This is a genomic window from Deltaproteobacteria bacterium (assembly GCA_022340465.1).
Taxonomy (GTDB): Bacteria; Desulfobacterota; Desulfobacteria; order Desulfobacterales; family B30-G6; genus JAJDNW01.
Genome location: JAJDNW010000100.1, coordinates 17,240 through 37,746, shown reverse-complemented (window position 1 = coordinate 37,746; position 20,507 = coordinate 17,240). Strand labels below are relative to the sequence as shown.

The 20,507-nt window shown below is 55.1% G+C and carries 16 protein-coding genes; 6 read left to right on the top strand and 10 right to left on the bottom strand.

Going from position 1 to position 20,507, the window contains the following annotated elements; translation table 11 throughout:
* Nucleotides 1-8 precede the first annotated feature (8 nt).
* The 10 genes from LJE94_14775 to LJE94_14730 all read right to left on the bottom strand — a co-directional run bounded on the left by LJE94_14775 (nt 9) and on the right by LJE94_14730 (nt 12,198).
* Complete coding sequence (locus tag LJE94_14775; GenBank protein ID MCG6911372.1) at nt 9-911, bottom strand: response regulator; 903 nt, start codon at nt 909-911, stop codon at nt 9-11.
* 36 nt (nt 912-947) lie between these two features.
* Nucleotides 948-1,103 (bottom strand): hypothetical protein, encoded by a 156-nt coding sequence (locus LJE94_14770; protein ID MCG6911371.1) that lies wholly within the window; start codon nt 1,101-1,103, stop codon nt 948-950.
* Nucleotides 1,104-1,144: 41 nt separating this feature from the next.
* Entirely contained in the window at nt 1,145-2,998 is a 1,854-nt protein-coding gene (locus LJE94_14765) for a DASS family sodium-coupled anion symporter (protein ID MCG6911370.1), read from the bottom strand.
* 85 nt (nt 2,999-3,083) lie between these two features.
* Nucleotides 3,084-3,533: a response regulator gene (locus LJE94_14760; GenBank protein MCG6911369.1), complete on the bottom strand. Its 450-nt coding sequence runs from the start codon at nt 3,531-3,533 to the stop codon at nt 3,084-3,086.
* A gap of 1 nt (nt 3,534) precedes the next feature.
* Nucleotides 3,535-5,262: a two-component sensor histidine kinase gene (locus LJE94_14755; protein ID MCG6911368.1), complete on the bottom strand. Its 1,728-nt coding sequence runs from the start codon at nt 5,260-5,262 to the stop codon at nt 3,535-3,537.
* 261 nt (nt 5,263-5,523) lie between these two features.
* Nucleotides 5,524-5,958 (bottom strand): hypothetical protein, encoded by a 435-nt coding sequence (locus LJE94_14750; protein MCG6911367.1) that lies wholly within the window; start codon nt 5,956-5,958, stop codon nt 5,524-5,526.
* Between the two features lie 215 nt (nt 5,959-6,173).
* Nucleotides 6,174-7,616: a sigma-54 dependent transcriptional regulator gene (locus tag LJE94_14745; GenBank protein ID MCG6911366.1), complete on the bottom strand. Its 1,443-nt coding sequence runs from the start codon at nt 7,614-7,616 to the stop codon at nt 6,174-6,176.
* Complete coding sequence (locus LJE94_14740) at nt 7,613-9,082, bottom strand: histidine kinase (GenBank protein ID MCG6911365.1); 1,470 nt, start codon at nt 9,080-9,082, stop codon at nt 7,613-7,615. Before LJE94_14740 ends, LJE94_14745 begins: the two co-directional genes overlap by 4 nt.
* 93 nt (nt 9,083-9,175) lie before the next feature.
* Nucleotides 9,176-11,776 (bottom strand): pyruvate, water dikinase, encoded by a 2,601-nt coding sequence (locus tag LJE94_14735; GenBank protein MCG6911364.1) that lies wholly within the window; start codon nt 11,774-11,776, stop codon nt 9,176-9,178.
* Nucleotides 11,773-12,198 carry a response regulator gene (locus tag LJE94_14730; GenBank protein MCG6911363.1) on the bottom strand — a complete coding sequence of 142 codons (426 nt, stop codon included), beginning with the start codon at nt 12,196-12,198 and terminating at the stop codon, nt 11,773-11,775. Before LJE94_14730 ends, LJE94_14735 begins: the two co-directional genes overlap by 4 nt.
* Nucleotides 12,199-12,500: 302 nt before the next feature.
* On the opposite strand from LJE94_14730, the gene LJE94_14725 reads away from it, so the two are divergent.
* The 6 genes from LJE94_14725 (at nt 12,501) to LJE94_14700 (ending at nt 20,479) form a co-directional block, all read left to right on the top strand.
* Entirely contained in the window at nt 12,501-14,525 is a 2,025-nt protein-coding gene (locus tag LJE94_14725) for a PAS domain S-box protein (protein ID MCG6911362.1), read from the top strand.
* Between the two features lie 11 nt (nt 14,526-14,536).
* Complete coding sequence (locus LJE94_14720; protein MCG6911361.1) at nt 14,537-15,910, top strand: sigma-54 dependent transcriptional regulator; 1,374 nt, start codon at nt 14,537-14,539, stop codon at nt 15,908-15,910.
* Between the two features lie 278 nt (nt 15,911-16,188).
* Nucleotides 16,189-17,925 (top strand): ATP-binding protein, encoded by a 1,737-nt coding sequence (locus LJE94_14715; protein MCG6911360.1) that lies wholly within the window; start codon nt 16,189-16,191, stop codon nt 17,923-17,925.
* A gap of 37 nt (nt 17,926-17,962) precedes the next feature.
* Nucleotides 17,963-19,249, top strand: coding sequence for a sulfite exporter TauE/SafE family protein (locus LJE94_14710; protein ID MCG6911359.1), 1,287 nt, complete (start codon nt 17,963-17,965; stop codon nt 19,247-19,249).
* Entirely contained in the window at nt 19,246-19,932 is a 687-nt protein-coding gene (locus LJE94_14705; GenBank protein ID MCG6911358.1) for a hypothetical protein, read from the top strand. Before LJE94_14710 ends, LJE94_14705 begins: the two co-directional genes overlap by 4 nt.
* A gap of 58 nt (nt 19,933-19,990) precedes the next feature.
* Nucleotides 19,991-20,479: a response regulator gene (locus LJE94_14700; GenBank protein MCG6911357.1), complete on the top strand. Its 489-nt coding sequence runs from the start codon at nt 19,991-19,993 to the stop codon at nt 20,477-20,479.
* Nucleotides 20,480-20,507: the final 28 nt, after the last annotated feature.

Sequence of the window (20,507 nt, the reverse complement as noted above, 5' to 3'; positions counted from 1 at the left end):
CTCGCAGATCAATTTTCCAGGTAGCGTTTCATTTCGAAAAACAGGTCTTGTTCTCGCAGTATCCCGGCGGTCTTTCCGGACAACACGACCAGAAGGCGTCTCGCCTTGTTGCGATACATGCTGTAGGCCGCTTCCATCAGACACGCGGTTCCATCGATGGTCAGGGGCACCGGTGACATGACGTCCTCAACCTTACGGTCGGCCTTTTTCTTGATTTCATTACAGAACATGCCCTTCCAGAACATGGGTGAGTACTGAATGCTGTCGGCCAGGGAAGGCTTGGGTGAAGTCAGGTAGTCGGGCATGATCAGGTTTAGCAGGTCGGTAATCGCCAGGATGCCGATCACTTCGTCGCTGTCGCCCTTTACCAGGATGGACCGGTGGCCGATTTCCAGAATCCGGTCGGTCGCCATGCTGCTCATGAACGATTGCTGAAGGGCCATGACCGCTTCCCGCACCGACTGTTTACCGTTGACGACGGTGTACTCCTTCAGCGGTACCATGACCCCCAAAACGCGCCTTTCGTCTTCGGCTTCCGGCCTTTTTCCGGTTTCGACGGCTTCGGTAATTTTCGAAGCCAGCATGTCGGCGTCGCATGGTTTTGTCAGATAGTCGAAGGCACCTTCTTCCATGGACTTGTGGGCCGAAGGAAGCCCCCCGTGCCCTGTGAGCATGATCACGGGGATTTGGGGCTGCCGCTTCCGGATCTCTTCCAGAACGGCAAGGCCGTCCATACCCGGCATCTTGATGTCTAAAATAACGACGTCCGGATTTTCAGACAGCAGGGAAAGCGCTTCTTTTCCATCGGCTGCCAGAACGGTGTCGAATCCCTTGCGGGAGAGGATTTTCTGGGTTGTGGTGCGAAACTGCGCTTCGTCGTCGACCATCAACACTTTTATGCGTTTATTCATTTTGAATATCTCCTTCAAAGGGTGGTTCGCCGTGTTTCAAAACAGGCCGATTTTGAACAGGACGCCCGCAACCAGCATGAGCATGGTGGCAACAAAGAAAAATTTTCGTTCCGCTTCCCTGGAGAAGTAGAACCTGCCGCGCTTGGTCCTGCCGTTTTTGAGGCTCGATTCCGCCGTATGTTGTGTTTGCATGGGTAGTGCTCCTTTAAGATCGCTGTTACCCCCGTCGCCTTCTAGAAAGCCGGCAGGCCGCCGAACCCTCTGACTATCCAGTAAAGGGCGGTCAGCGCTATGAGGGCGAAGTTGGCAGCAAACCACATGATCAAACCCACCCTGAGATAATCCTTGGGCCCCAGGTAGCCGCTGGCGTATACGATCGCATTGGGTGGCGTGCCGATGATCATACAGTAGGCAAAGGATGAAGCCGCGGCTGTTCCCATGGCGATAAAGGGCAGAAAGGTAGTGCCCGGATGCACCAGGCCGGCCATGTTTAATGAAATGGGGCCCACAGCGGCGGCGGCGGGGCCGTCGGCCATCAGGTTGGTGAGGGCGGCGGTCAGCCCGTTGTTGATGAGCATCAGGGGCAGGCCTTCGTTCAGCCCCAGCGGCGTCAGAAGCTCGATACAGCTCCTGGCCATCCAGTATGCGGCTCCGGTTTCATCCAGGACCCGCCCGAAGATGATGGCCCCGGCATATAGCCAGACTACCCCCCAGTCCACTTTTTCCTGATAGTCGCGCCAATTGACGATGCCGGTCAAAAGATAGGCCACGGCGCCGGCGATGGCGATGACGCCGATACCCAGGCGCACCGGATAGATGCCCAGATCGAAGAAAATCTTTTCCGTGAACCAGCCCCACAGCATGACCAGGAAGATAATCAGGGCCATGATCTGGCTGCGATTCCAGCCGCCCATCCTGGCGATTTCGCTTTTCAGGTGTTCCATGGCCGGCGCCAGCGAGGTGATTCTGGGTTTGAAGCGCCAGTTGACCGCCAGCCAGGTCATGGGAATCATCACCAGGACAAAGGGCATGGCGTAGCTGACCCACTGGAAGTAGCCGATGTCAAAACCGAACATGTCCTCCAGGTAGGTCATCATGATCACGTTGCGAGCCCCGCCGGATGGCGCTCCGAACCCGCCGATGTTGCAGGCCATGGCGATGGCGATCATCAGCATTTTACCCAGTTCGGGGTCCTCCGGGATTTCCGGGGTCAGGCTGTTTTGATACAAAAGGATGCCGATGGGCAGAAACATGGCTGCGAGGGCATGGTCTGAAATGAACGAGGCCAAGGGCGCGATGATGATAAAGAAGATGAGCGTGATCCAACGTACGTTGGGCACGGCCAGTTTCCGGAAGATGGCCAGGCAGACCCGCTTGTCCACGCCGGTTCTTACGAAGGCGGCCGCGAACATGAGGCTGCCCATGATGAACCAGCAGGCATCGCTCCAGTAGAGCATGGCTACTGTCTGACGCGAAGTGACGCCGGTAAAGACGAGGATCAGCCCGATGCAGAAAGCCACGCCGGGGAGAGGGATGCACTCGGTCAGAAAGCAAAAGACCACGAACACGACCATGGCCATGGCCACCTTGATATGCCAGGTTCCTTTGTCGGCCGCTTTTTTATCGGATCCGGACAGTTGGTCGTAAACGAGGTCCTGCTGTCTCAGCTGAAGGGCCTCTTGCATGATGGCCCTGAAGTTTTCTTCGGAAACCGTGCGTTGAATGTAGTCCCTGCCGCGTTCCAGGTTGACGGCGTCGGCCTGAATGCTGTACTTCCGGCACCATTTGAGGTCGCGTTCGAGAAAGCGCTTCCGACCCATGGCGCCCATGCACATGCTGCGCTCCATCATCTGGGCGGTCAAAAGCTGCCACTGTTCGAGATCGCTCCTCTTTTTATGAAAAAGCTTTTCGGCAATATGGTTGACCACCGCCCCGGGTCCCACCGCGTATTCAGTACCCACGTCCCGCATGCCGTCGGGCGTGGGCAACACCAGGATAATGGCGAACAGCACTACCGGAATAATGAACAACTTCCAATCTACATACTTGTCATAACCAGCTGGTTTGGGCTTTTTCTGACCAGTCATACCGTGCTCCTTTACGCTGCAATAGAATCGACACCCTCGCGTGTCTGCCGTTTTAAGGCCTTGTGGGTTGCGACCGCTGCAGGCTTCAGTCGGATGTCTCTATAATCTCTCTGGGGGACCCCATCAGCCGGCGCATCTGGGCCACTCGAATTTTGGATTCCAGATTCTGACGCCGTACAAAGGCTTCTTCGGCTTTCTGGATCACCTCACCGATGTCGGCAGGCTTCATCAGGTAGTCGCTGGCTCCTGACTTCAACCCGGCGATGGCCGATTCAACGGTGGCGTGCCCCGTGAGCATGATCACTTCCACCATGGGAAAGAGCTTTTTGATCTCCACCAGGGTCTGGTTGCCGTCCATACCGGGCATCTTGACGTCCAAAATGACCACCTGGGCCGGGGTGGTGCGCAGCTTCTCCAGGGCTTCGACGCCGCTGGAGGCCGTCTCCACGTGGTATCCCCTTTTGGTCAAAATTTTTTTGGTGGTTTCCAGGAAACGCTCCTCGTCGTCCACCAGCATGATTTTCAGATCTTCCATGTCATCCCCCGTGCCTGCTTTTTCCTCCGGCCGACGTTATCGGCAGGTGTATGATGAATGTCGCGCCGGCTCCGGGACTGCTTTCGACCTCCATGCTGCCGTTCATTTTCTGGACAATGCCATAGCAGACCGAAAGTCCGAGGCCGGTTCCTTGTCCCACCGGCTTGGTGGTGAAGAAGGGTGAAAACACCTTGGCAGCATCTTCCTTGCGGATCCCGCACCCGTTGTCCTGCACGCGGATTTCCACCATGCCTCGATCTTTTTTCAGGGTTTCCACAGACAGCATGCCGCCGGACGTCCCGTGTTTGCTTGCAATGGCGTCGAAGGCGTTGTTGTAGAGGTTCAGGAGCACCTGCTGAAGCTGCGAGGCATCCCCGTGGATGACGGCCCTGTCGGTCATGATGTTTTCTTTGAGCAGAATGCCGTTCACGCGGGCTTTCTGAGCGACAATGGCCGTGGTTTCACGAACGAAAGCGTTTAAATCGATATCCTCGTAGGTCGGCTCTCCCTGGCGGCCGAACTTGAGTATGGCCTGGGTTATCCTGGCGCAGCGCGAAAGCTGAAGCTTGACCTGTGACAAAGATTCGCTGATTTCCTGAAACGCTTCCTGTTCCTGATCGGCGCAGCTTTCCCGCAACGAATCGACTCCCATTTCGATGAGCACGTGTTCGTTGCTGATGATCTGGAGGGGATTGTTGATTTCATGGGCAAAACCCGCGGCCATTTCGCCGAGTTCGGCCAGGCGGCTGGCCCCCACCAGTTGCTGGTTGAGTTGCTCTTTTTCCGTATCGATGCGTTGGAGACGCCAGACAATGCGTCCGGTGAGGTATACGGCGGTCAGGATAATGATCAGGCCGCCGGCAACGGCGATGACGGTGATGATGAACGCGGTTGAACGCAGCGCCCTGAAAGCATCCTTTTTTTCCTGGCGCACGACCAGGTACCATGTCTTGGTTTTGAGCCGCGTGACCGTATAGAGAAAGTCGATGCCGCTTTGATCCTGGTACAGGTGTGATTCGGTCTGTCGGCCGGAAAGGGATGCACCCGGCGGCGGTTCGACGCTTTGCAGAAGGTCACCGCCGGACCTGCGCCGGGTCTGCAGCACCCCCTGGCGGTTGATGATATAGGCTTCGCCCGTATCGCCGATCCTGATTTTGTCGACAAGCGTCTGAAACAGCTGAGAGTCGATGGTGGCCCGGATGACCCAGGTGTTTTTCGTGTTCCGGCGGGCAACGGCTATCACAAAATGAGGCACATGCCGGTACCCTAAAAACACGTCGCTGATGTAATATCCCCGGTCGAGGACTTCTTTGAACCAGTCGGCATCCCGGTAATTTTTTCCTTCCAGGTTGTAGGGGCCATGGTAGGCCAGGTGCGTGCCGTTTTCGTCAAACACGCCTATGTCCACAAAGGCCTGCGAAACTTTCTGCATGTGGTCGTATATGGAGCGGAGCTTGGTGGGCTGCCGCAGTTCCTCGAAGGGGACAGCGTTGCCAATCAATTCGAGATCCGAGCGCCGTTCTTCAAGAAAGGCTTCGATGAGCTGACAGTGGTCTTCCACGATGCGCTGCATGTTGGTCGTGGTGCCGGTTTGAATCGAGGATCTAAAGTGAATGAACCCGATGCACAAAATCAGGGTAAAGGGAATCATGGGCACCAGAATCATGCTGGTGAGAACGGTGCGGTTGATGGATGCGTATTCCTTCTTCTTAGCTGAACTGACGATCATATACACTCCTGGAAGCGGTTGCTGGTTTCAAAAAAAGCAAGCTCCGTACCAAGAGTCGGAAAAAAAGATCGTACTTTCTAACCCATTTGAATTATGTAGAAATTATTTGTATTGCGTCGTGATCTAAAAAGAGGGGAGCGGCAGGGTGTCGGCTTTCTTTACAGGGGGTGTCGTCTGGCTTTACCCTTGACGAGCGAGCGGGTAGCAAACAGGCAATGTTGTGGCATGCCGCTTTGAAAATAGCAGGAGCAGTCCTGTGCGCTAAACGGGATGGTTGGCTGACAACCGCTCCGACGGGCGGCTCCTTCCAAAAAGACGGTAGAGGACCTGCTTCAGCTGCTCGGCGCTGGCCCCGCCCTTTTCGACGATGATTTCTTCCGGACAGAAGAAGAAGTCCGGTTTACTTTGTTCCAACAGGGAGTGAATGATGATGGGTATCCGATGCGGGTCTGATGTTACCATTTTCCGCAGGGCATCGGTTTCCGCACCGGGTAGATCGGGATCGATGATAATGCCCGCGATTTTCGGGTAAACGGTTAACGCTTCAATGACCTCCCGGCAGGCGGCGGCGAGTTTGACCTCGTAGCCTGCCTGCTGCATTTCGCGTTTCAGATAGCCTCGTACACGGGGGTTGCGGTCGGCAATCAATATCAGATGCTGCTTGTGGGAACGGACCATAGGAATACCAGCGCCCATGTCTTACACGTTTAAGGAGTTGAAGGCTTACTGCCGGGTCCCGGTCGCTTCTGCCGAAAAGCCGGGCATCGTGTGACCAGGCAGGCTGCCTGACCTGACTTACGAAAATAATCAGCAATATCCATGCCAAACAAAAGAGGCTGGGATTAGTTATCAACCCATTGATAATTAATAAAAAAAGTATGGACTGGGTGGAGGGGGTCACCGGCCGGCGTTTACGAAGGTGTCATCTTTTTTACCATGGTTTCGATTTGGAGGTTGTATTTTTCAATTTTGGCGTGCAGCGTCGGCCTGGAGAGCCCCAGAATTTTAGCGGCCTGGGAACGGTTTCCCTGGGTTATGGTCAGAACTTCATTGAGCACGATGCCGGCGAATTTATCCATGCTGCTTTCAAAAATGGGCTGGCGGTCGCCCCGCTTGACAGCTTCCTGGACCCATATTCTGATTTCGTTTTCCAGGCTGCTGTTCTGAGCGGCTTCGGCAGCCGGCTGCATTCCGCTCGAAGCAAGGACGACATCCTCTTTATCTATGGGGGCACCGCGATTGAAGATGAGCATTTTTTGAATCATGTTGGCAAGCTCGCGGATGTTGCCCTGCCAGGCACCGGCAGACAGCAGGTCCAGGGCCTTTTCGGTGATCCCGGGATTTTTCAGACCCAACTCGGCAGCGTAGCGCGTCAGGTAGTAATTGGTCAACAGGAGAATGTCGGCGGCCCTTTCCCGCAGCGGCGGCAGCCATATGGTAATCACCTTGAGGCGGTAGTAGAGGTCTTCCCTGAACGTTCCCTCCGCTATGGATGCCTCCAGGTCCCTGTTGGTGGCCGCGATGATGCGGACGTCCACCGGAATGGTTTGTCTGCCGCCGAGGCGCTCGATGCTCTTTTCCTGAAGCAGCCGCAATATCTTGGCTTGCAGGCTCAAGGGCATGTCGCCGATTTCATCCAGGAAAATGGTTCCACCGTTGGCCTGCTCTATTTTGCCGATACGCCGGTGAGCCGCACCCGTAAAGGCTCCTTTTTCATAGCCGAACAGTTCGCTTTCCAGGAGGGTTTCGGGAATGGCCACGCAGTTGATCACCAGGAAGGGCCTTTCCGCCCTTCGGCTGTATTGATACACGGCTCTGGCGATCAGTTCTTTGCCGGTGCCGGATTCTCCCCGGATGAGAACGGTGGCATCGGTAACCGCCACGCGCCCGATAGCCTTGTAGACTGCCTGCATTGCTTCGCTGCGGCCGATGATGGCATCCTTTTCGATCTGCCCCGGAGCGGCGTCCATATCCACGGCATAGCGCATGAAGCGCCCGGCATCCAAGGCCTGCCTGATGATTCGTAGCATTTCGTCGATATCGAAGGGTTTGAGCACGTAGTCGAAAGCTCCCTGGCGTGTGGCCTCGATGGCGGTCTCCGTGGAGCCGTAAGCCGTCATGATGATGACCGGCAGCTTGGCTTCAATCTCTTTGATAGTCCTGAATGTTTCCAGCCCGTTGATGCCCGGGAGGCGAACATCGACGATAACGAGATCCGGACAGGCCTCCTCGATCATGCGGATTCCGGTTTCCCCCGACGGGGCGCTGCTGACCTTGTAGCCTTCTTCACGCAACAACCTTTCGAAGCTTTTGCGCAGTTGATCGTCATCATCGATGATTAAAATTTTATTCAACGAATGCCTCCTTCGACAGGGATGTCGATGGTGAAAGTCGTCCCGCCTCCCTCGCTGGAGACAAGGGATACACTGCCCCCGTGCTCTTCGATGATGCGTTTGACAATGCTGAGACCCAGGCCCGTACCTTCCTCCTTGGTGGTGAAAAAGGGGTCGAACACCTTTTCGCTGACCGCGGCGGGCATGCCCGGACCATCGTCGGTCAGATGAATCACCGCCGATTGTTCCCCGGGCTCTCCGACGGCCTCCTCGCAAATGGTTATCGAGCCGCCGGCGTTCATTACTTCACACGCGTTGATGATGATGTTGATAAGCACTTCCTTGATCTGCTCGGAATCGGCCTGGACCTTCGGAAGGGGCTCCTCACGGGTCAATTTAACCGTGACATCATAGGAATTGAGGCGATGTTTCAAGAGCTGCAGGGTGTTGTCGACGATGGTGGAGGGACTGACGGTTTGGATTTTCATTTTAGGCGTTCGGGAAAATTCGAGAAAATTCTGCACGATGGTATCGATATGCTGAATTTCTTCGGCGATGACGTCGAAGTCCTCCTGTTGCACCGGGTCCATTTCCAAAGAGCGCTTCAATGAAAAAAGGCGCATCTGGACCGATGTAAAGGGATTGCGGATACTGTGCGCCATTCCCGCGGCGAGCTTTCCGACCATGGCCATTTTTTCGGCCTGGAGGAGGTGGGCACGGCTTTTCTCAAGGTGGACGGAGGTTTGATTGTAATCCTGCACCAGGTCGTGAATCCTGAGACTCAAGCTCTGGACAACGTTCTTGGATCCGACGGACTGTTCCGGCTCACCGGTTTCCAGAGCCAGCCTGCGGATGGGCTGCAGAATTTCCCGGATCAGAAAAGCGGCCAGTAAAAACCCCACCAGGAGGAAAGCCATGATGCCGCTCACCGCTGAAATCCGCAGACGGCGGGCAAGTGCCTGATTGGCCTCCTTGGCGCCCATGATTTTTTCTTTTCTGAGGTCCTTGTAAAAGGCGCAGTGTTCCAGAATCTGGAAAAAGTCCTTGCGGGCTTCGTGATGCAGCGTTTCGCCGGCTTTGCGCTGCCCGGCCTCATAATGGGAGATAACGATATCCTGGGTCTGGACGAAACGCCTATTTTCCCTGGCAATGGTGTCCAGAAGGCTCCTTTCGTTTTCATCCTCCGAATAGATTCGGGCTTCCTTGAGACGCCCCTTGAAGATCTGGCGGTATTCTCCCAGCTGTCTGAGCCAGTCCGGGTCCCCGTCCATGAAGTAATAGGAAACGAAACCCTTCTGGTTTACCAGCGACGTCGCCAGTGCTTCGGCGGATTGATAAGCGAGCAGTTCCTTTTCGGTTACCTCCAGGAAAAGATCCTCGATGCGATAGGTGTACCCGATGAGTACCGCTCCCCCCAAAAGGGTCAGGGCCATGAGCGTGCCGAGCATTCCCATTACCTTGCCCCTCAATGTCAGCTTATTCCACATGATTCGTCACCCATATTAGTACTTATTTGTTCAAATCCCGTCATGTTTGCTAAGATTTTGATTTCGGATAATATTATTTCCGGTTTATCCGGGTTAGGTGCCGTGGATGATTTTTTCCAAATCCCGGTGGATCTTGTTTCTGTAATGCTCCACCGTGGCTCCGTTGGCCATGATCATGTCCAACTGACGGGTGTGCAGGGCCAGATACCCCAATATGTTAAGGCGCTCGATCATGAAACTGCGGGTGTCGCCTTCCACCCTGGCCGCCAGATGATCTTCCTTGATTTCGACCCTGAAATGATGCTCCTCGAGAATGTCGCCGATGAAGGCCACCCTGCGGTAGCGGCGGCCCTGGTCCGCCGCGCCGCCCTTGAACTGGAAACTGACATAGTTTTCGGTGATCCGATCACCGACCAGCGCTTCCATGATCGAAAAATGGTATCCCAACCTCGAGTTAAGGCTGCAGAAGTTTTTCGAAATCATGAAATAGTTGCGTTCCGCGTAATTCGATTTCACCCCCGTGGATAGTGCCGGGTTCATGGTGGAGCGGAACATGACCGACATGAGCCCCTTGCCGTCCACCGGCGGCGGTCCGTCCCAGGCCACGGCGGTGTATCCTTCCCAGAAGGCCAGCATGGGAATGGAGCAGATATTTTCCAGCTTGACATATTTACCGTGGACTTCATGCACGAATCCGTCATCCAGATTGAGAATCCACCACTGCATGGGTACGTTGTAGTGCAACTGCTTGCCCGACCGTTCAGAAAAATGGTGGGACTTGCCGAAATTGAACATTTCGTGAACCGACTTTTCATGCACAAAGCGGGTGATGTCATGCAGGCTTTTGCAGTTGTCCGGCGTGAATTCAGGTGCCGAGGGGTCCAGCAGGCTCAAGGGCACGATAAGGCGGCTGATTTTTTGCAACGTGGTATAGACCGGTGAACTAACAATTCGACTCGGGTTTTTCCCCGGTCTATCCGGCATGACCTCGGGTTTGCCCGGATATATGCTTCTGCGGTCTGCATCCACGGTGACCAGGCGTCCGTTGGCCAAGCGGTCCATGGCTCCGCTGACGCCAAAGAGAGCGGGCACACCGAACTCGCGGGCAACATTGGCCAGGTGTCCCGCAAAGCCGCCTGTTTCGGTAATCACCGCGGCGGCCCGGTTCAACAGGGGGGCCCAGGCGGGCAGTGCCTGCCTCGTCACCAGAACCGCACCTTGGGGGAATTGGAGCATGTCCATGTTTTTGTTCACCTGAAAAACCGTTCCGCCGGCCACACCGCAGCTGGCGGTAACCCCTGTTCCGCTGAAAAGGGCATTTCCCCCGCTGGTAAAAGCAGACGGCAAGGGCGCCGATGGCGCCATCTGCATTTGCTGAAGGGGGCGGCATTGGAGAATGAAGACGGCGCCTTCGGCGGTGATGGCCCACTCGACATCCTGGGGGGCCTGGTAGTAGGATTCTATTTCCATCGCTATTTCAGCCAGCTGCAAAGCCTGCTCAGGGGTTAGGGACAAATTGTCTGCAAGACGGTCCGGTAATTTGACCCGGCGCAGGCCCTCTTCCGGGAAGGAGACCAGCTTGTGGGTCTTGTGGCCCGGTTCCATGCGAAGAATGGATAGGGAGGGTCTCCTGGAAACGACGATGGCATCGAAACCGCCGCTGCCGTCCACCACGGATTTGGGCAATCCCCAGGCCGCGTTGATAAAAATGGAATCATCTTCCACGCTGACCGGGCTGCGGCTGTAGACGACCCCTCCGCAAAACGCATTTACCATTTCGAGGCAGCCGACACTCATGGAAACATCTTCATCGCGAATGCCCAGATTCAATCGGTACGCCATGGCTTGCAGGGTGTATTTGCTTGCCAACACCTCCTTGTAGGCATCCAGCAGGCTGTTGGCGCCGACATTGAGAACACTGCGGTACTGTCCGGCAAAGGCGGTTCCCTCCGAATCCTCACCCATGGCACTGCTGCGAAGTGCCACGGTCGTGGCAGGGCCTCGTCGGCGCAGGAGGTCGGCATGGGCGTTGATGACGGCTTCGCGAATCTCATCGGGCACGCGGGAGCGGATGATCAGTTGCTGCAACTCCGAGCTCAGGGCGTGGAGGCGGTCCATGTGGGCGGTATCCGCCGATTGGCAGCGCCGATCGATTTCGGCCTGGAGGTCGTTTGCATGGACCAAGCGTTCATACGCCGCCGCCGTGATGATGAAGCCTTCCGGGGTCGGCAAATCGAGATGATTTTTAATTTCGATCAGATGGGCCATTTTATTGCCGACAACGTCGGCCGCCGCTGCATCCATGTCTTGAAAATCCACGATAAGGCGTGTGTCGGAGGGCCGTTTACGGCTGGTCATCAGTCCCTGGATCTGATTGTTGATTTCCTCGAAGCGTGGTTTCAATCCGGGAAACTTTCCTGGAGACAGCTCTGCGAGAAGGCGGATCATTTTAAGAACATTGACGGAAACGCCGGTCGCGCTGCCGCGCACAAAAGACATGCCAAACGGGTGGTCGGCGGCCAGGCGCAATTCGATATCCGCCATGATGTCCATGGCCTTTCGGTTGGACGCCAGCAGGCGTTTGAAGGCGTTATAGCGGGTCTTGAAAGCGATGCGCAGCGCTTCGACATCGCTTTGCGGCTTGCGCTTCGGCTCGCCTGTGATCCGCCGGTATAGTCTGTTCAAGAAGGTCATGGCATCGTTTTGGCCCGTTCGAGTCCGGCGATCTTGGATTCCTGAAGGCTTTTTTTCTGATGGGCATCCTGGAGTTTGTAGAGCAGTTCATCGAGATCCACGGGTTTCATGAGATAGTCGAAGGCGCCCATTTCCATACCTTCTTTGGCCACGGCCAGGTTGGCATGCCCACTCAGCATGATCACTTCTATCAAAGGATGGCGCTTTTTGACCTCTTTCAGTACGGCCAGGCCGTCCATGCCCGGCATGCGTACGTCCAGGACGATGACATCGATCTCCCGGTGCTTGTCCGCCAGCAGGGTGAGGGCGGCCTCGCCGCTTCCGGCGCCATAGGCTTGGATGTTGCGCCGGCGCATCCGCTTGATGAGCGATTCCACATAATCGGCTTCGTCGTCCACGAAAACAACGGTAAAAGGTTCCATATTGATCGGTCTCCTTCTCTGAAACGTGACAACGGTTGCTGCTTTGGTCAACAAGGAAGCAATAAGCATGCCTTAATTGGGAAAGAGAGGCCGATTTGAGGGTTACTTCCTTTTGTTTCAACAGGATAGCCTATTGATACCCCTGTTGGCAATGGTTACCGAACATGACCGGGAAGTGACTGGTCGGCTTGCCATTCATCCGGATTTTATATATACGTTTAGAAAAATTTCAAAACGATGCCATTCATTTTATAAAATTAATCAAAGCGGCCGCATCTTTGGAAAGGGTCGAACCTTATCGCATGGCAATGAACGTATCAAAAATCGAGCACCTGAATGACGCCCTTAGAACCATCCGAAAAATCAATCGGTTGCTGATCCGGGAGGAGGCGCTTGGCCCGATGCTGAAGGCCGTCTGCCGTGAGCTGATCAGGAGCCGCACCTACGACAAGGCCTGGATCATCCTGCTGAATGATGACGGAGAACCCGAATCCTGTGCCGAAGCGGGGATCGGCAGTGACTTCGAAGCCGCCGTAACTTCCGGCAGCCCGAAAGAGACGATTCCCTGTATCCGCAAGGCCTTGTCCCGGCAGGAGATGGTGTGGGTGGAGAATCCGTCCAAAGCCTGCGGTGTCTGTCCGTTGTCAAAGGCCCACAGCGGGTGGGGGGTGGCCACGGTGCGCTTGATGCACGGGGGGGGGGTATATGGTCTGCTGTGTATCTCGATTCCCAAGGAGCTGGTTTCGGACGATGTGGAGCGGGCGCTTATCGATGAAATAGCGGGTGATGTCGCCTTTGGCATTCACAGGCTCAAGCGGGAAGAGGCCCATCGCAGGGCGGATGCCGCCCTTGAAAAACGGGTCAATGAGTTGAATTATCTGTTTTCCTTTTCCAAGCTTGTGGAAAAACCAAAGATCGGTTTGGAGGAGATCCTGAGCGGCGGCGTCGACATGCTGCCGGAGGCCATGCAGTATCCCGAGATTGCCTGGGCCAGAATCCAGTTGGAAGATTTTACCTATCAGACGAAAAACTATTGTCGCACCGACTGGCATCTTTCCCGGGCTATCCATGTCGACGATCAAGCCATCGGCCTTTTGGAGGTGGGCTACCTGGAGGAGCGTCCGTTCGATACCATCGGCGTCTTTCATAAAGAAGAGGCGCAGCTTCTGCAAGCGGCAGCTCTGCGCATGGGAAAAATTATCGAACGTAAAAGAGACCGCAGGGCGCTCGAGAACAGCGAGCGGCGCTTCCGCAACCTGGTGGAAAATTCACTGACGTGCATTTCCATTGTGCAGAACGGCCGGATCGTCTACAGCAACCCGGAATACGAACGGATTTTCGGTTCAGACGTGAACCTGTTGATTCCGCCGAATTCGGAACTGATCCACCCGGATGACCTCGGGCGTGTCGAGCGCACGATATCCGATTTTACAAGGGAGTGCCTGCCGAGGACCGACATCGAATTCAGGTTCGGCCGCCGGGGGGACACCGATGCCGCCTTCGATTTCAGATGGCTTCACTGCCGGGTTTGCAGGATCGAACACCGTGAAAAAGAGGCCATCCTATTGAACTTGATGGACATTTCACGCGCCAAGGAACTCGAGCAGCTGCTAAGGATCAAGGACAAGATGACGTCGCTGGGTCGGGTGGCGGCCGGAATTGCCCACGAGATCCGGAATCCGCTATCGGGAATTAATATCTATCTGAAAACGCTGAATAAATTGTGCTCAAACACTGAGCATGCCGAGGAGTCCACCGGTATTTTGTCTCAACTTCAACTGGCCTCCAACAAGATCGAAGCCGTAATCAAACGGGTCATGGACTTTTCCCGACCGGGGGAGCCGGCATTTGTTTTGACGGAAATCAATTTGCCTGTGAAGGAAGCCGTCGATCTTTCATCGCTGACGCTCAATAAAAAGGGCATTCGCATCGAAGCGGATCTGGATCCGAATCTGCCGCCCTGTCGCTCGGATCCTCACATGATCGAACAGGTCATCCTCAATCTGATCGCCAATGCATCGGAAGCCATGGCCTCCATGACGGCAGAGAAAAAGATCAAAATCACCACGCGGCCGGCAGGGGATTCCATCTGTATTACCGTAAGCGATTCCGGCCCGGGGATCGCCGAACAGATCATGGCCAACATTTTCGACCCCTTCTACACCACCAAAGACAACAGCTCCGGCATCGGACTCAGCATCTGTCACCGCATTATTACGGATCACGGCGGATCGCTGGATGCCGGGACCAGTGAATGGGGGGGGGCCGTTTTTACGGTCAAAATACCTATCCGTCAGCGGCAATATGACCGCACGGATTCCATGTAAAGGAAGCGTTAATGAAGCCTTATTCGCTGTTTGTCGTCGATGACGAAGAGATCATCTGCAAAGGCCTGGCATCGGCTCTTGAAAGCGATTATCGGGTGGCGACGTTTTGTGATGCCGAAAGCGCGCTGGCAGCCCTTCCCGGTGAACTGCCCGACCTGGTTCTGCTGGATATCGGTCTTCCGGGTATGGGTGGTATAGAAGCGCTCAAGATCATGAAGCGCCTGCACCCGGACCTGCTGGCCATTATGATTACCGCCTACGAAGGGGTCGACACCGTTATTTCCGCCATGAAAACCGGCGCCTATGACTACATTGTCAAACCGATCCAGATGGATGCCCTGGAGGTGACAATCAAAAACGCCCTGGACACCATCCGTCTGCGCAAGGAGGTCAGGGACCTTCAGGAACGCTATATCGAGGAGAACCTGCCCTGCTTTATCGGTGAAAGCGATGAAATTCAGGACATGATGAGTTTTTTGGGCCGGGTGGCGAAAAGCCCGGATACGCCCGTCATGATTCTTGGCGAAACCGGGACGGGAAAAGAGCTGCTGGCCGAGGCACTGCACTACCGCAGCCCCAACTACAGGGGGCGGTTGGTGACGGTCAACTGCGCAGCCATACCCAGGGATCTCATCGAAAGTGAAATTTTCGGCTATGAGAAAGGCGCTTTCAGCGGTGCGGGCCCTGCAGGGAAAAAGGGCCTGATTGAAGACGCCGCCAACGGCACCCTGTTTTTGGATGAAGTCGGGGACTTGAATCTCGAGGCCCAGGCAAAACTCCTGCGCTTTCTTGAAAACGGAGAATACTACCGGGTCGGCGGCACCCGGAAACAGGTCATCCAGACCCGGGTCATCTCTGCCACCAACAAGCATATCGACGCCATGATCGAGCAGGGAACCTTCAGAAGCGACCTCTATTTCAGGTTGGGCGTCATCAAGCTGGAAGTGCCGGCCCTCAAGGCACGCCCCGGGGACATCATGCCCCTGGCCAAGCATTTTTTGGAGCACTACGGCCACAAGTTCGACAAGCGGTTTACCGGGATCGATTCCGAGGCGGAACAGGCCCTGGTCGGCTACCGGTGGACAGGCAATGTCCGCGAGCTGAAAAACATGATCGAACGGGGCGCCCTCATCGGGCAGGGGCCGGAACTGTCGCTTCAGGACCTGGGGATGGAGACCGCCGGCAGCCAACCCACCCCGGCGGAAACCCCCGATCCCTACCCACCGATTCCTGAAGAAGGCATTGATTTCCCGGAGCTTCAGCGAGCCTTCGAGGAGCACTATCTCAAAACGGCCCTTGCCATGGCCGAAGGCAATGAAAGCCAGGCGGCCAGACTCCTGAACATGAACCTGCACACCTTTCGCTATCGGTTGAAAAAATTCTAGCCCGCCACCTTCCAATCGAATGTTGAAGCGGAACATATATATGGCAAATGCGCTAGGTTCTAAATTTTTCCAAATGCATTTCTAAATCTTTCCAAATCCGGGCGCGTTCGAAAATCCACGCGCCTTTCTCACCCCGATAACCGCCTTGACGATCACATAAATTAACCTATCGATATCAAGAGGGAAAATACCATCATCCCTGTTGTGCTCCTGGTTGGCATGCAATCTGCTATTTGATTGGCTGCAGGCTGTCTTCAACTCACGGAGCGGGATGGGTGATGAAAACGAGAAACGAGGGTGAAGCGGTTGAAAACAAGGAAGGGACGGTTGCCGCTCCCGGTGGTTCACTGGAGGATCGCTATTTCAAGAAGATGCGCATCCGGTTGATCGCCGGATTGATCGCCATCTTCATTGTGCCCCACGCGCTTTTTACCCTCTACTTTCACATCCAGTTCACCGACTCACTTACAAAAACGGACAAGCTCAATCTGGCGGCTCTTTCCGAAAGCCAGGGCAACACCATCGATCTGTTTCTTCAGGAAAGAGTGGTAAACCTCTTCAACCTGTTTCACAGCCGGGAGTTCAGCATCCATCCCGGCAGCCTCGAGATGGGCAACTATCTTCAGCTTTTGCGCCAGGTCAGCGACGCTTTCATGGACGTGGGGTTTCTCAGTGCCGACGGGATTCAAATAGGCTATGCCGGTCCGTTTCCTTATCTGCAGGGCAAGGATTACAGCAGGGAGCAGTGGTTTCAAACCCTCATGGGCCAGGCGGGCGACTACTACATCAGTGACATCTACCTGGGATTCAGGAACAAACCTCATTTCACCATCGCTACCAAGCAACTTATCGACGGAAGGTGGCACGTCATGCGCTCCACGCTGGATCCCGATAAGTTCTACATGTTTCTGAGAACCTTGAGTCATGGCAAAGGGGTTGAATCCACACTGATCAACGCCGATGGCCGCTACCAGATTGTGGATCCCGACCGGGGGCCGCTTTTGGGCATGAGCGCCTTCATCCCTCCGAAAAACAGCGGCGCCGGCGTCACTGAAATGAAAATCGAGGGCGACGACATCCTGATCGCCTACACCTGGCTCAAGGAAGCCGATTGGGCGCTTCTGGTCCGGCAGCCTTTTGCCATCGCCCATGAACAGATGTATCAGGCACGTAAAATCATGATGACCAGTTTGGTCATTCTACTGGGTGTCACCGGTTTCATTATCGTGCTGCTGACGAAAAAGCAGGTGGACCGCCATCGTGTGCTCCTGGAGAAAAGTCAGAACCTGCAGTCACAGCTCCTCCATGCCTCCAAACTGGCCTCTATCGGTGAACTGGCCACAGGCGTGGCGCATGAAATCAACAATCCCTTGGCCATCATCACTTCCACCAGCGGCGTGATCCGGGATATGCTCGATCCGGAATTCGGTATGGACGCTGAACCGGAGAAGATCATCAAGGAGATCGACATCATCGAGTCGGCCGCTTTCAGGGCAGGTAAAATTACGCGGCAATTGCTCGATTTCGGGCATGACTACAAACCCAGCCTGTCACTCTGCAATGTCAACGCCATCCTGGACGAGGTCATCGACGGTGTCAAGGCGTGCGAATTCAAGGTCGCCAACATCGAAATCGTTCGCGACTACGATCCCGACCTTCCCCAGACACTCCTGGATGCAGATCAGATTCGACAGGTTTTCTTGAACATCATCAACAATGCCGGCGATGCCATCGGAGATACCGGAAAAATCACGATCGTGACCCATTCCCGGGAGGATAAGATTGAGATTACCATCCGTGATTCCGGCACGGGGATGTCCGAGTCGGACATAAAAAAAGTATTCGATCCCTTTTTTACGACCAAGGAGGTCGGCAGGGGAACCGGCCTGGGGCTGAGTGTTTCCTTGAGTATTGTCGAGGCCCTGGGCGGGTCGATCGTGGCCCAAAGCATGAAGGGACAAGGAAGTTCATTCACTATATCTCTTCCGATCCGCGACAACGGAGAATCGGCTTAGAGGGTAGTCACGGTAAGCGCGAAAGGAGCAGAAAGCGATGAATTTTTTAAAACAGTGGGGTAAGTTCATGATGATGGGGGCACGCGCCCATGCCCGATGGGAAATCGACACGGCCTTCACCATTTTGCGTGACCGCAAGCGGTTGCTCATCCTGGGCCTGTTGACGCTTCCGATCATCCTGGGCGGGTTCGTCCTGGCCGGCGATGCCGGCGGTGTGCTTCCGGAGGTTCTCGGGGGGAAAAAGGCGTACAGCCCGGCATTCTACACCAATGCCATCTTTCTGGTGTCCATCCTGATCGGCCTCGGCGCCGGTCTGATAACCGGCTGTATCGGTGCCGGCGGCGGCTTCATTATCGCGCCGGCATTGATGAGTGCGGGCATCAAGGGTATCCTGGCCGTAGGGACGGACCTGTTTCATATTTTTGCAAAAGCGATCATGGGCAGTGTCATCCATCGCAAACTGGGCAATGTATCGGTGCCGCTGGCGGCCGTCTTTTTAATCGGGGCGATTATCGGGGCCACCGTCGGCGGGATCATCAATCGAGTGCTTTATGAAATCAATCCCGTTTTAAGCGATGCCTTCATTACCACCATCTATTCCCTGATGCTCGGCTTTTTGGGCCTTTACGCCATGATCGATTTTCTCAAGGCACGCAAGTCCAGCGACAGCGGCGACTTCCACGGTGCCAAATCGGAAGGGGCCGAAATCGGCAGCCTGCCTAAAAAGCTGCAGGCCCTCAATCTCCCCCCCATGATCAGGTTCGATTTCGATCTGACGCCTCAGGGGCGCAAAATCTCGTGGGTTTTTCTAGTGCTTTCCGGAGCTCTGGTGGGGCTGGCAGCCGGTATCATGGGGGTCGGCGGCGGCTTTCTGACGTTCCCGATCTTCGTTTATGTGCTCGGGGTGTCATCCATGACCACCGTGGGCACCGACATCTTTCAGATTGTTTTTACCGCCGGCTATGCGGCCATCAGCCAGTATGCCGTTTACGGGTTCATATTTTACACCCTGGCGATCGGAATGCTGCTGGGATCGTTGCTGGGCATTCAGATAGGGGCCATGGTTACCAAGGTCGTTCCCGGCATCACCATTCGCGGTTTTTACGCCATGGCGGTGCTGGCGGGCTTCATGAATCGAATCTTCGCCCTGCCCGCAAAGCTGACCGATATGGGCGTCATTCCACTTTCCAAACAGACGGGCGCCGTTCTCGAAACCATCGGTGTGTGGGCCTTTTTTGTGGTCATCGGCGGCTTCGGTGTCTGGGTCGTCGGCACGTTTTTCAAAAACATCAACGTCCTGAAGGGAGAGGGGGTGGACGCATGATTGCCAATAAAAAAGAATTCTACACGGGCCTGGCCATGATGGTGGGATTCATCGCGGTGCTGATTGTCATTTTTCTGCCTGTTTTTAAAGGGAACAACGGATTGGAGTACCTGGATGCGCTGTACAATTCCATTTCAAAGGGGTCGGCCTACTACATTCCCGAAGTGCGGGAAGCCAACAGCGCCTTTGCCGGGAAAACGGTAGATCTCACGCTGCCAATGCCTTCGGACCGGGCGGCCGCCCAAAGCGCGAAGCTGTACGAGGCAGCCGGAGCCCGGGTGAAAATCAACGGTGAATCCTTACACGTAGCGGGTGATCTGGGCCGCATTATCGAAAGCTGCCTGGACGATGCCGACGCCATGTACGGCAATGATTCCGAGACGCTTCAGCAAAAATACGGTTACAGCGGCAAGCAGGTGATCTACAACTGGTGGAGCGCCTTCAAGCTGATGGACAAGGGTCTCAAAGCCGGAAAGCAGTTCAAGGAAGCTAAAATGGTCGCCCTGGTGGAGAAAAAAGCGCTGGAATGTTCCTATAACTACTTCGGCATCGAGGCCAAAAAAATAGGCGGCAGCATGGGGGTGGTCACCCTTTCCCTGGTATTCTATGTGGTGTACACCCTGTGGTATGGATTTGCCGTCATGTTCATGTTCGAAGGCTGGGGGTTGAAGCTGGAGCACTGATTCACCCTGAGGAAGGTTGCCGGGTGATGGTGAAACCCAACTGACAAGGAGCATTACAATGAACGAAAAACTCATAAACCTGCTGATTGTTGACGATGAGGAGCAATTCCTCAATTCCATCTCCAAACGCCTGAATGTACGCGGGTTCAATGTGATTGCAGTGGATCGGGGAGAAAAAGCGATTGCCGCCGCCAAGGAACAGCCGATCGACATTGCCCTGGTGGATCTGAAAATGCCGGGCATTAACGGCGAGGAAACTCTGCAGCGGTTGAAGGAGGCCTACCAGTGGATGGAGATCGTGATCCTCACCGGCCACGGTTCGGTCGAATCGGCGGCGGACTGTACGCGTAAAGGCGCCTATTCCTATCTCCAGAAGCCGTGTGAGCTGGACAAACTTTTGGAGGTGCTCGTCAGCGCCTATAAGAAAAAGGTTATGAACCGTCGCAATATCGATGAGAAAAAAATCGAATCCCTGATGAAGGTGGCTATCGGAGAGTCGCCGCGTGAAATTCTGCAGAGTCTGAAAAAACTTGACGTGGGAGATTGATCGACGACCGAACAGCCCCCGGCTTGAA